The following is a 12,015-nucleotide window of genomic DNA, read 5'->3' on the forward strand; positions in this document are numbered from 1 at the left end:
ACGGGCAGGAACAGCCAGCCATGCCACAGGGACAAAAAATTTGGCATTGACTAACAAGCACACTGTTGAGTTCTCAAACAACCGACACACACCGCCTCCGACCTCGTTCCCGAGGCCCTTGCGCGGGGCGTTTCCTTCGTTCTGAATCCTACCAGACCCGGCCGTTCGTCCCGGACCGGCAAAACCGGATTTCCGTTCAGAAATGTACCTGATCCAGACACCCCCACCTCGCTCGCGGCGCAGCACTGTGCTCCGAGAATCTGGTGGAAGTTTCACCCGGGGGACCAGCCACTTCGCATCTGCTCCGAGGAGCTGTGCCGTGGTGTCTGTTCCTCCCTGCCGGGCGACCTCGAGAACATTACGGGGTCCCGAGGCGGGAGGTCAACTCGCGTCGCCGTGACCCGGGCCACTCCCCTCCGGGGCCTCTCGCCCCGGTGCGCGCGTCGCGGTCGCCTCCGCCGCGTCCCACGGCGGAGGGGGCCCGGCTGCCGCCGTCGCGCGCGCCGCGAGACGGGCCACCGCCGCACGGAGGTCGTCCGGTCCCACGACGGTGAAGGGCGCGTCGAAGATGCCGAACCACGCGGCGAGCCCGCCCCACGACCAGGAACCCGCCGTCAGACGGCACCGCCCCTTCTCCACCGCCTCCACGAGGGCGTCCGTGCCGGCCCATGCCGCCACGACGGTGGCGTCCAGCTCGAGCTCGACCGTGCCCCGCACGGGCATCTCGGGCTGCGTGAAGCGCTCGGCGACGAACGTCGCCACGTCCGGGGCGGGCAGCGCCCGACGCTCGAACCGCGCTCCGACGCCCTCGCGCGGCGTCATCCGGTCGATCCGGAACGTGCGCCAGTCGTCCCGGTCGAGGTCCCACGCGACGAGGTACCACCGGCCGCCCCACGTGACGACATGGTGCGGCTCCGCCCGGCGTGGCGCACGGAACCCCTCCCCGGACCCCTGGCCCGGAGCACGGAGCACCTCGCCCGTCCCGCCCTCGTAGTCGAACCGCAGGACACGACGCTCGGTGGCTGCCGAGCCGACGGCCACCAGCACGTCGGCCCGGACGGCGGGCAGGGCCCGCTCCCTCCCGCCCGGCACGGCCGTCACCTCGAGCGCGTCGATGCGCGTGCGCAGGCGCGCGGGCATGACCTGGCGGATCGTCGCGAGCGCGCGCGCCGCGGCGTCCTCCACCCCGGGGAGCGTCCCGGTGCGCAGGGCGATCGCGACCGCGACCGCCTGCTCGTCGTCGAAGAGGAGCGGCGGCACGTCCGCGCCGGCGTCGAGCCGGTACCCGCCGTCGGGCCCCTTCGTCGCGCGGACCGGGTAGCCGAGCTCGCGCAACCGGTCGACGTCGCGCCGCACGGTGCGGGGACTCACGTCGAGCCGCTCGGCCAGCGCGGAACCCGGCCAGTCCCGGCGTGCCTGGAGCAGCGAGAGGAGCCGGAGCAGTCGTCCAGAGGTCTCGAGCATGACCTCAGGGTGGCACGGAGTAGAGGACCGTAGCTGTCCTCTACCCCTGGCAACGTCGCTCTCGACGCACCAAGCACACCCAGGAGGAGCCACTGTGATCCGCACCAGAGCACTGACCAAGGACTTCGCCGTCGGGCGCGACGCGAGCGCCACGGTGCGCGCCGTGCGCGGCATCGACCTCGACGTCGCACCCGGCGAGCTCGTCGCCGTCCTCGGCCCCAACGGCGCCGGCAAGACGACCACGCTCCGCATGCTCACCACGCTCATCCGCCCCACGTCGGGCACGGCGACGGTCGCGGGCCACGACGTCGTCGCGGAGCCCGACGCCGTCCGGCACCGCATCGGCTACGTCGGCCAGGGCAACGGCGCCGGTCACGCGCAGCGTGCCGTCGACGAGCTCGCGAGCCAGGGCCGCATCCACGGCCTCGACCGGCGCACCGCGCGACGCCGCGCCGACGAGCTCCTCGACTCCCTCGAGCTCGCGTCGTACGGCAGGCGCAAGGTGTCCGACCTCTCCGGCGGACAGCGTCGCCGGCTCGACGTCGCGATGGGCCTGGTGCACGCGCCGTCGCTGCTGTTCCTCGACGAGCCGTCGACCGGCCTCGACCCGCACAACCGCGCGAACCTGTGGGACCACGTCCTGCGCATGCGCGAGGACACGCTCGCGGCCACGGGCGAGCCCATGACGATCGTGCTCACGACGCACTACCTCGACGAGGCCGACACCATGGCCGAGCGCGTCGTCGTCGTCGACCACGGCCAGGTCATCGCGGACGACACCGCCGAGAACCTCAAGGCCGACCTCGCCGGGGACCGCGTCGTCGTCACCCTCGCGTCCCCGCAGGGCCCGGTGCACGACGACGCCGCGCGGCTCGTCGCGCTCGCCCGCCGGGTCGAGGGCTTCCGCGAGGCGATCCGCACGCCCGACGGCGCCCCCGGCGTCGGGCACGACGCCGCACCGACGCTCGAGGTGCGGGCCGAGCGGGGCGACGCCTACCTGCCCCGCCTGCTGCGTGCCGCCGACGCCGACGGCATCGCCGTCGAGACGGCGCAGGTCCACCGGCCCACGCTCGACGACGTGTTCCTCGCGCTCACCGGGCGCAGCCTGCGCGAGGCAGGTGCCACGACCCCGACCGACGCCCTCGCCGAGGGCGCCCGCCCCACCGAGAGGACCGCAGCATGAGCACCGTAGACATCGCCCCCACCGGCGTCGCCCCGCGCCGGGCCGCCACCGGTCCCCGCCCACACCGCGGGCTCGCCGCCTTCGCGCGCGACACCGGGCTCGTGCTCGTCCGCGAGCTGCGGCCCGTCGTCCACGACCCGTTCTCCGTGCTGTTCGGTCTCGTCCAGCCGATCGTCTTCCTCGCGCTGTTCGGCCCTCTGCTCGTCGGGTCGCTCGGGGGCACGGCGACCGGCCAGGAGGTCCTGGGCGGCAACGTCTGGCAGTGGTTCGTCCCCTCGATCCTCGTCATGACGACTCTCTTCGGAACCTCCACCACGGGGGCGAACCTCCTCGTCGAGCTCCAGACCGGCGCGCACGAGCGGATGCTCGTCGCCCCGCTGTCCCGGGCCTCGCTGCTCGTGGGCCGCGCGCTCAAGGAGATGGTCCCGATCGTCGCGCAGTCGGTCGTCGTGGTGCTCGTCATGCTCCCGTTCGGGTTCGAGCTCCATCCCGCCGGCGCCGTCGTCGGGCTCGCGCTGCTCGCCGTGTTCGGCGTCGGGATCGGGTCCCTCAGCTACGCCCTCGCACTCGCCGTGCGCAAGCAGGACTGGATGTTCTGGGTCGTGCAGCAGACGCTGGTCTTCCCGCTCATGATCCTGTCCGGCATGCTCCTGCCGCTGGAGACGGGGCCCCGCTGGATGCAGGTGGCGTCCGACGTCAACCCGCTGCGTTACGTCGTCGACGCCGAGCGCGCCCTGTTCGCCGGCGACCTCACGGCCTCGGCGGCCGCGTGGGGGTGGGTAGCCGCCGTCGTGACGGCCGCCGTCGGACTCGCCGTCGGGATCCGCACCATGGTGCGCTCGACCGACTGACGGGCCAGACCCGCTGCGGGCACGAGACGGGCCCGGCCTCCGAGGGGAGACCGGGCCCGATGCCTGCCCGCACGCGCCGGCCGGTCAGGCGTGGTGCTCTCGGAAGGCGTCGGTGAGGGTGGGGCCGTCGTCGGTGCCGAGGCGCCAGACGCTCCAGCCGTCGGCGGTGTGGGTGCCCGACACGGCGACGGCGGCGAGGTCCGGGTGGCGGAAGCGCGCGCCGTCGGGCAGCTCGATGTAGCCGTCGGGCTGGAGCAAGGCCTCGAAGCGCTGGCCGCGGCGCGGACGTGACCAGACGAGCTGGCGCGGGGTGCCCAAAGCGCGCGCGAGCGCGACGAGGTCGGGGTCGTCGTCGGGACCGAGCGGAACGTCCGCGGAGGGCGGGGGCGGCACGGGGACGACGTCGCGGCTCGCGGGCGCCGGAGCGGGCACCGGGTCGAGGTCGACGGGCGGGTGGTACGACAGCGGGTCGTACGGCTGCTCGCGCGACGGGCTGCGCTGCTCGCCGTACTCGTGCGTGAGGTAGGACTCCCGCGTCCGGATCGACTCGCGGGTGCGGATCGACTCGCGCGTGAGGATCGACGTGCGCGGCGTCGGGACGTCGTCGCCGGCCTCGACGGGCCGGCGGTCGGCCCAGCCGGCGGACGCGGCGTCGGGCACGGTCCGGGCGGTGAGCGGGTCGTCGAGGGGCACGAAGTCCAGGACGGGAGGCTCGGCGTGCGACGGCTCCGACGGCGCGGCGGTCGGTGCCGGCGCGGCGAGGGGGCCGGTCTCGTCCGCCGGGGTGGGCGCGATCGCGGAGCCGACGCGCGGCTCGAGCTCGGCGGCACGACGGCGCTCGGCCCGGGACTGCGCGGCCTGCCGCGTCACCACGGGAAACTTGCCGGTCAGGGCTCGGCCCACGGCGACGCCGTCCGCGAAGTCGGAACCGGGAGCGACGGCACGGCCCCGGCGGGGCTCGGGTGCCGCGGGTGGTGCGGGGTTGTCGCGCGTCATGGCGAGGGGGGACACGTCGACGAAGCGGCGGCCGTCCGCGCCGTGCACGACGCCGAGGCGCAGGACGGAGACCGGGGAGCCGGGCTGCCGGAGGAAGTCGAGCGCGTCCTGGATGCCGGGCGCGGCGCTGGAGCAGATGACGATGAGGCGGGCGCCCGTCGCGCGGGCGGTCGCCTGCGAGCGCGTGAGCGGGACGTTGTCGTAGAACGCGGCCACGTCCTGCTGGAACCGCGACGCTCCGCCGGTGTAGCGGGCGGCGAGCTCGGCGCGCGTGAGTCGCCCGGCACGGCCGGCGTGGTTGAGCGCCGCGGTGAGGGCCTCCTCCGTGAGCTCCGCGGTGACCTCGATGACGACCGGGAGGCCGGCGGCGTCGAGCGCGAGGAGGTGGGGCTCGTCGTCGGACGTGCCCTGCGCGACCGGGAAGATCTGCTCGCCCAGCAGCCCCTCGATGTTGCCGTCGACGACACGCTGCGCGTCGGTCCCGAAGGCACCTGCCGGCTGGGGCGGCTGGACCAGTACGGGACGCTCGGCGTCCACCTCGAAGAGGGGCATCGGGAGATCTCCTGCGGCAGCGGAACGCGACCTGGGCGGGTGCGTTTGCGCCATAGCCTACGTCGGCGGTCAAGTCCGTCGAACCGGTCGAACCGTCCTGGAGGCGCCGCACCGGAACCCTGCGACGTCGTCCCGCGACGCCACCGCAGGTCAGGCGTGCCCGGTCTCCTCGGACTCGGCGGCGAGGCGTTCCTCGACCCGCTCGACCTTGCCCGTGAGCTCGCCCGTGCGACCCGGCCGGATGTCGGCCTTGATGACGAGCGAGACCCGGTGCCCGCCCGCGCCCACGGCCTCGGTGGCGCGCTGGATCACGGGCATGACGGCGTCCCAGTCGCCCTCGATCTCGGTGAACATCGCGGTGGTGCGGTTGGGCAGGCCCGATTCGCGGACGATGCGGACGGCCTCGGCGACGGAGTCCGCGACGGACTCGCCGGCACCGAGCGGAGCGACGGAGAAGGCGAAGACGGCCATGGACCCATCGTGGCACGGCTCCGTGCTCCGGCCCGCGCCGAGGCGCCCGGGCAGCGCCGTGGCCTCCGCCCCTCCGACGTAGGCTCGTCGTCGTGACAGCAGAACACCGCACCGACCGCGTGACCGTGCTCGCGGGCGGGGTCGGCGGGGCGCGCCTCGCGCACGGCCTGGACCTCGCCGGGGCCGACCTCACGGTCGTCGTCAACGTCGCGGACGACGTCGAGCTGCACGGGCTGTGGATCTCGCCCGACCTCGACACGGTGACGTACACGCTCGCCGGGCTCGCGGACGAGGAGCGCGGCTGGGGCGTGGTCGGCGAGACGTACGCCGCGCTGGAGGCGATGGGCCGGCTCGGCGAGGACACGTGGTTCACGCTCGGCGACCGCGACCTCGCGACGCACGTCGTGCGGACGGCCCAGCTGCGGGCGGGCGCTCCGCTCTCCGACGTCACCGCGCAGCTCACGTCCGCGCTCGGCGTCCGGGCGCGTGTGCTGCCCGTGACCGACGACCGCGTCGCGACGCTCGTCGACACACCCGCGGGACGCCTCGGGTTCCAGGAGTACTTCGTGGGCCGGCGGCACGCGGACGACGTGCTGGGTCTCGTCTACGACGGCATCGACGCCGCGCGCCCGGCGCCCGGCGTGCTCGACGCGGTGGCGGGCGCCGACGTCGTCGTGGTCGCGCCGTCGAACCCGTTCCTGTCGGTGGAGCCGGTGCTGGGCGTCGCGGGCGTGCGGCACGCGCTCGCCGGGACGACCGCGCGTCGCGTCGCGGTGAGCCCCATCGTCGGCGGCCGCGCGATCAAGGGCCCCGCGGCGCAGATCCTCACGACCCTCGGGCACGAGGTCTCGGCGCTCGGCGTCGCGCGCCTGTACGCGGGCCTGGTCGACGTCATGGTGATCGACGACGAGGACGCGCACCTCGCGGACGCCGTCCGCGCGCTCGGGATGGACGTCGTCGTCACGGACACCGTCATGGGCGGTGCCGAGGGCCGCGAGCGCCTCGCGCGCACGCTCCTCGCGTCGGCGGGGGTCGCTCGTGGGTGACCTCGCGCTGCCCGACGGCGACGCCCGCCCGGGTGCCACCGCCCGACCGGGGCGCGTGGTCGCCGTCGTGCCGTTGCGCGACGGGTCGTCCGGCAAGTCACGGCTCGCGCACGTCCTCGACCCCGCGTCGCGCAGCAGGCTGATCGCCGTGCTCGCGCGGCACGTCGTGGGGACGCTGCTCGCGAGCGACGGCGTGGAGCGCGTGGTCGTGGTGACGTCGGACTCGCGGTTCACGTGGCGGGCGCTGCGGGACGTCGTGGTGGACGAGCCCGCCGACGCGGCGCACACCGGCGAGGCCGACGGGCTCCCCCTGCTGACCGAGGACGCGGACCGGCTGCGCATCGTGCTCCAGCCCGCGGACCGGCCCGGCCTGGACGCGGCGGTCGAGCTGGGCCGGGAGATCGCGTCGGAGGACGCGGCGACCCAGGGCCCGGTGCGGCTCCTCGTGGCGCACGCCGACCTGCCCGCGCTCACGACCGCGGACGTGGCGGCGCTGCTCGCCGAGGACGCCCCGGTCGTCGTCGCGACGGACCGGGTCGGAGCGGGCACGAACCTGCTCGTCCTCGGACCCCCCGCCTCCTCGCCGTCGAGCACCGGGCTGCCGTCGGTCAGCGGCGCAGAACGCCACGAACCTCGTGCTCGGCCGAGCGGCGGTCCCGTCGACGCGGGGTTCCGGTTCCGGTTCGGACCGGGCAGCCGCGCGGCGCACGTCGCGGAGGCCGAGCGGCTCGGGCTGCGGGCCGCCGTCGTGCAGCGGCCCGGGACGGCGGTCGACCTCGACACCGCCGAGGACTGGGGCGAGCTGCCTGCGGACGCGCGCGCCGTCGTCGGGCTGCACGTCCCGGCGCTGCGCGACCGCGACGCCTGACGGCGAGCGTCCCGGGCGCGCAGGTTACGGCCGGCCTCCCCAGCGGCCGCGGTGCACGACGTCGTCGAGCGGCTTGCGCGCGCGGCGCCGCGGCGAGCCCGTGGTCGCCCGGTCGGCCGGGTGCCCGACGGCGACGACCCCGGTCGGGGCGTACGCGTCGGGGATGCCGAACGCGGCGCGCAGCCGCGCGACCTCGCCGGGCGCGACGCCGAAGAAGCACGCGCCGAGCCCCTCGTCGACGGCGGTCTGGAGCATGAGCAGCGCGGCCATCCCGGCGTCGACGTGCCAGTACGGCACGGCCCACCGGTTCTCGTCGCGGTCGGCCCAGCCCTTGTCGTCCTCGGCGTACCGGTCGAGGTAGACGGCCTTCGACGTGAGGACCACGACGAGCACGGGCGCGGTGCGCATCCCGGCGAGCCACGCGCTCATGCTCCGCTCGGGCTGCTCGGGCGAGCTCGCGGACCAGAAGCGCGCGACGTCGTCGGGCTCGGTGAGGACGAGGAACGACCACCCCTGCGAGAACCCCGCGCTCGGAGCGCGGACCGCGTTGCGCACGAGGCGGTCGACCGCGTCCGGCGCGACCGGCTCGTCGGTGAACCGGCGCACCATGCGACGGCGTCGGACGACGTCCTGGAACTCCACGTGGCCCCCTCGGCACGGTCCGGCAGCGGGTCCCCGAACCCTACCCGGCGACGTGCCGCGTCATCCGCAGCTCGAGGAGGCGCGGGTCGCTCGGGAGGGGCTTGGTCTCGCCGGTGGGCGCGAAGCCCGCGCGCTCGTACAGCCGGCGCGCGCGGGCGTTCGTGATGGTGACCCAGAGCGCGAGCGTCCGCGCCCCGAGCTCGGCGGCGAGCGCGTCGGCGGAACGCAGGAGCGCCGCCGCGACGCCGGTGCCGCGCGCGCCCGGGTCGACCCACACGGACACGAGCTCGGCCACGGTCGGGTCGTCGGGCGAGAGGACGACCGCGGCGACGCCGACCACCGGACCGGGCGACCGGTCGCCTCCGGCCGGGCCGCCGTCGTCGGGCGTGACGTCGTCGGGCACCGTCCGCGCGACAAGCGTGCGGCCCTGCGTCGCGCGCTCGTGCCAGACGTCGTCGGGAAAGGCGACCTCGCGCGCGAGCGTCGAGCCGAACGCGGACGGCGCGTCCGCGAGCGCGCGCAGGCGGACGTCCCGGAGGTCGCGCCAGTCGTCCGGCCGGACGCGTACGACGGTGGTGGGCACGGCCCCATGGTGGCAGGCCGGCCCAGCCCGGCCCGACGGCGGGGCATCGGGCCGGGCGGACACGCGGGCTCAGGCGGCGTCGAGGCGGGCGCGCAGCTCCGGGTCGAGCTCGAGGTCGGCAGCCCCCAGGAGCTCGTCGAGCTGCTCGACCGTGCTCGGCCCGATGATCGGGACCACCGGGTGCGCACCGCCGAGGAGCCACGCGAGCACGACCTGGTTGGGCGTCGCGCCGAGCTCGCCCGCGACCTCGTGCAGGAGCCGGATGCGCTCGCGCGTGGTCGGGTGGTCGAACCCGTCCCACAGCGGCTTGTCGCGGCGCACGTACGCACCCTGGAGGATCGGCGAGTAGGCCGTGACCGCGAGCGGCGGGCGGCCGTCGACGCCGGTGGACGCCGCGTAGTCGAGCAGCTCGTACGACGCCCAGTTGTGCCGGCCCACCTCCGGCGTCGGGTAGGCGTAGGTGTAGTTCTGCTGGACGAGCCCGTAGGGCGCGACGCCCTGCCGCAGCGCCTCCTCGCGCGCCTCGACGACGCGCCACAGCGCGACGTTCGAGATGCCCGTGATGCCGACGACGCCCTCGGCCTGGAGCTTGCCGAACGCGCCGACGGTCTCGGCGAGCGGCGTCTCGACGTCGTCCACGTGCCCGTAGAGCACGTCCAGGTGGTCGACGCCGAGGTGGCGCAGGCTCTCGTGCGCCTCGTACCCGATGACGTCGGCGCCCAGGCCTTGGAAGTTCGTGGGCTCGACGTTCTGCAGCGGCAGGGTGGGGTCCTTCTTCGCCGCGCCGAGCTTGGTCGCGATGCGGACCTCGTCGCGCACGCCGCGGCTCGCGAGCCAGCGGCCCAGCAGGTCCTCGCTGTCGCGCCCGTGGCCGAGCCCCCAGGCGTTGTAGTTGTTCGCCGTGTCGAGGAACGTGCCGCCCGCCTCGAGGTAGCGGTCGAGGATCGCGAACGACGTGTCCTCGTCGACGAGCGTGCCCATGTTCATGGTGCCGAGGCACAGGGTCGACACGTCGAAGGAGGTGCGCCCGTCGCCGATGGTGCGGTACCGCATGGTGGTCTCCCTGCTACATGGTGCTCGGTGGTCCGAGCGGTCCGTGGTGGATCCGTGGTCCCGATGACGTGCTCCACGCTACGGAGCGATCGGCACGGGTGTACGGTCCGATTCCATGGCCATGCACCAGACCAATCGCCGTCGAGCCGGACCCGGCACGACGGCGGAGCTCGCGTGGGAGGCGCTGCTCGACCTGGGGACGGGGCCGGGCTCTCGCGTCGAGCGGTTGGAGCGCGCGGTCCGCGACGCCGTGCACACCGGCCGTGTCCCCGTCGGGGCGGCGTTGCCGCCGAGCCGCCAGCTCGCCGAGACGCTCGGGGTGTCGCGGTGGGTCGTCACCGAGGCCTACGGCCAGCTCGTCGCCGAGGGCTTCCTCGAGGCGCGCACCGGCTCCGCGACCCGCGTCTCCGCCGCAGCCCGGCCGACGAGCCCTGCGGGGACGGGCGCCCTGCTCGAGCGGCCAACGAGCACGGCGGGGACGGCGGCGCGCGCGGGTCGTGGCGGGTCTGGCGGGAGCCGCGAACGGGCGGCGGACGGTAGACCCGCGCGCGCCGTCGTGGACGCCCGGCGGACCGACACCGGCAGGACCCACGCCGCGCGCGCCCGGTTCGACCTCGCGCCCGGTGTGCCCGACCTCCGGCACGTGCCCCGCGACCCGTGGCTCCGCGCGGCGCGCGAGGCGTTCGCGGACGCGTCGAACGACGACCTCGGCCAGCCTGCCCCCGCCGGGCACCCGTACGCGCGAGCCGTCGTCGCCGGCCACCTGCGCCGGGCGCGCGTCGTCGCGGGGCCGGACGACGCCGTCGTGCTCACGCGCGGCGCGACCGACGGCATGGCGCGCGTCGCCGCCGCGCTCGTCGAGGCAGGTCACACACACGTCCTCGTGGAGGACCCGAGCTGGTCGGTGCTACGCGACGTCGCGACGCGGGTCGGTCTCACGCCCGTCCCGGTCCCCGTGGACGACGCGGGCGCGGACGTCGACGCGCTCGTCGCGGCGTCACGACGGACCGGGGCGCGGACGGCGCTCCTCACGCCCGCGCACCAGTTCCCTACCGGCGCCGCGCTGGCGCCCGAGCGGCGCGAGGCGGTCCTCGCGTGGGCCCGTGCCGTCGACGGCGTCGTGATCGAGGACGACTACGACGCCGAGTTCCGGTACGACCGCCGGCCCGTCGCCGCGCTCCAGCAGCTCGACCCCGACCGCGTGGTCCTGCTCGGCTCGGTGAGCAAGACGATGAGCCCGGCGTTCGGCGTCGGGTGGATGGTCGTGCCCGCGCGGTGGCGCGAGTCGGTGGTGCGCGCGGCCACTCCGCACGGCGCGACGGCCCCGTCCACGGTCGACCAGCTCACGTTCGCGCGGTTCGTCGCCTCGGGCGGGTACGACCGGCACCTGCGCGCCGCGCGCGGCCGGTACCGCCGCCGTCGCGACGCCGTGCTCGGCGCGCTCGCCCGCGAGCTGCCTGGCGCCGCGGTGAGCGGCATCGCGGCAGGGATGCACGCGCTGCTCTCCCTGCCGAGCGCGCCGGACGATCCCGCGCCCGACGCCGCGGCCGTCGTGCGCGAGGCTGCCCGACGCGAGGTGACCGTCGTCGACCTGCGCCGCTATCAGGTGCGCCCCGCCGACCGGTCCACGACCCTCGTGCTCGGGTACGGCAACCTCGCCGACGCCCGTGTCGGCGAGGCAGTCGCCCGACTCGCCGACGCCGTCCGCGCCGCGCAGACCGGCGCGTGAGGTCGCCCGGCGCATCGCCGAGTCGGCTTGCCGCAAGACCGTGCGTCGTCGGCACACGAGCAGGGCATGGAGAGGACGCCGCACCGTCGCACCCGCCCGTCGTGGACCACGACGGTGCTCGCCCTGGGCGGGCTCCTCGCCGCGCCGCTCGTGACCGCGTGCGCGGGCGTCGCGTCACCGGTCGCCGGGCTCGCAGGCGCGCGGGACCGGTGGGCCGCAGCGGGGTACGACCACTACGGGTTCACGCTCACGTCGTCGTGCGGGGAGCGGAACCTCGTCGGGGACTTCGACGTCGAGGTCGCGGGCGGCGAGGTGGTCGCGGTCTCCGCGAGCCTCGCGCACCTGGAGATGACCCCCGAGTCCTACGTCGAGAGCGGGGGCCGCACGATCGACGGGTTCCTCGACCTCCTCGACGAGCGCCAGGACGACGTCACCGACGTGGCGTTCGACGGCGACCTCGGGTACCCGACGTCGCTCACGCTCGACCCGATGCCGCGCGCGATCGACGACGAGGAGTGCTACACGATCACGGACGTGCACCCCGTGCGCGGCTGACGGCCCACCCGGGCGACCGCGC

General features: G+C 75.4%; 12 protein-coding genes. 6 read left to right on the forward strand and 6 right to left on the reverse strand.

Annotation, left to right across the window (positions count from 1 at the left end; all coding sequences use genetic code 11):
* Window positions 1–381: 381 nt before the first annotated feature.
* Window positions 382–1,464 carry a helix-turn-helix transcriptional regulator gene (locus tag JN535_RS15555; RefSeq protein WP_205206497.1) on the reverse strand — a complete coding sequence of 361 codons (1,083 nt, stop codon included), beginning with the start codon at window positions 1,462–1,464 and terminating at the stop codon, window positions 382–384.
* A 94-nt stretch (window positions 1,465–1,558) separates the two neighbouring features.
* Here JN535_RS15555 and JN535_RS15560 point away from each other — a divergent pair, with 94 nt between their 5' ends.
* Together JN535_RS15560 and JN535_RS15565 are read left to right on the forward strand one after the other, a co-directional pair.
* Window positions 1,559–2,647 (forward strand): ATP-binding cassette domain-containing protein, encoded by a 1,089-nt coding sequence (locus tag JN535_RS15560; protein ID WP_205206498.1) that lies wholly within the window; start codon window positions 1,559–1,561, stop codon window positions 2,645–2,647.
* Entirely contained in the window at window positions 2,644–3,498 is an 855-nt protein-coding gene (locus tag JN535_RS15565; RefSeq protein WP_205206499.1) for an ABC transporter permease, read from the forward strand. Before JN535_RS15560 ends, JN535_RS15565 begins: the two co-directional genes overlap by 4 nt.
* Before the next feature lie 84 nt (window positions 3,499–3,582).
* Here the strand turns inward: JN535_RS15565 and JN535_RS15570 are convergent, their stop codons facing one another.
* Window positions 3,583–5,046: a restriction system modified-DNA reader domain-containing protein gene (locus JN535_RS15570; RefSeq protein WP_205206500.1), complete on the reverse strand. Its 1,464-nt coding sequence runs from the start codon at window positions 5,044–5,046 to the stop codon at window positions 3,583–3,585.
* A gap of 150 nt (window positions 5,047–5,196) precedes the next feature.
* On the reverse strand, window positions 5,197–5,517 hold the full coding sequence (locus JN535_RS15575) for an MTH1187 family thiamine-binding protein (protein ID WP_047234361.1): 321 nt from the start codon (window positions 5,515–5,517) through the stop codon (window positions 5,197–5,199).
* Window positions 5,518–5,609: 92 nt separating this feature from the next.
* Here JN535_RS15575 and cofD point away from each other — a divergent pair, with 92 nt between their 5' ends.
* The gene (cofD, locus tag JN535_RS15580) at window positions 5,610–6,563 is read left to right on the forward strand and encodes a 2-phospho-L-lactate transferase (RefSeq protein WP_205206501.1); all 954 of its coding nucleotides are present in this window, start codon (window positions 5,610–5,612) and stop codon (window positions 6,561–6,563) included.
* Window positions 6,556–7,431, forward strand: a complete 876-nt coding sequence (locus tag JN535_RS15585; protein WP_307868800.1) for a 2-phospho-L-lactate guanylyltransferase — start codon at window positions 6,556–6,558, stop codon at window positions 7,429–7,431. Before cofD ends, JN535_RS15585 begins: the two co-directional genes overlap by 8 nt.
* 24 nt (window positions 7,432–7,455) lie before the next feature.
* Here the strand turns inward: JN535_RS15585 and JN535_RS15590 are convergent, their stop codons facing one another.
* From JN535_RS15590 to JN535_RS15600, 3 genes are all read right to left on the reverse strand, one after another.
* Window positions 7,456–8,073, reverse strand: a complete 618-nt coding sequence (locus JN535_RS15590; protein ID WP_205206502.1) for a nitroreductase family protein — start codon at window positions 8,071–8,073, stop codon at window positions 7,456–7,458.
* Window positions 8,074–8,113: 40 nt separating this feature from the next.
* Window positions 8,114–8,656: a GNAT family N-acetyltransferase gene (locus tag JN535_RS15595; protein WP_205206503.1), complete on the reverse strand. Its 543-nt coding sequence runs from the start codon at window positions 8,654–8,656 to the stop codon at window positions 8,114–8,116.
* A gap of 69 nt (window positions 8,657–8,725) precedes the next feature.
* Window positions 8,726–9,709 (reverse strand): aldo/keto reductase, encoded by a 984-nt coding sequence (locus JN535_RS15600; protein ID WP_205206504.1) that lies wholly within the window; start codon window positions 9,707–9,709, stop codon window positions 8,726–8,728.
* Window positions 9,710–9,824: 115 nt separating this feature from the next.
* On the opposite strand from JN535_RS15600, the gene pdxR reads away from it, so the two are divergent.
* Both pdxR and JN535_RS15610 read left to right on the forward strand, forming a co-directional pair.
* The gene (gene pdxR, locus JN535_RS15605) at window positions 9,825–11,438 is read left to right on the forward strand and encodes a MocR-like pyridoxine biosynthesis transcription factor PdxR (protein ID WP_240201283.1); all 1,614 of its coding nucleotides are present in this window, start codon (window positions 9,825–9,827) and stop codon (window positions 11,436–11,438) included.
* Window positions 11,439–11,504: 66 nt separating this feature from the next.
* Complete coding sequence (locus tag JN535_RS15610) at window positions 11,505–11,993, forward strand: DUF6174 domain-containing protein (protein WP_205206505.1); 489 nt, start codon at window positions 11,505–11,507, stop codon at window positions 11,991–11,993.
* Window positions 11,994–12,015 lie beyond the last annotated feature (22 nt).

The organism is Cellulosimicrobium cellulans (assembly GCF_016921195.1).
Taxonomy (GTDB): Bacteria; Actinomycetota; Actinomycetes; order Actinomycetales; family Cellulomonadaceae; genus Cellulosimicrobium; species Cellulosimicrobium cellulans_F.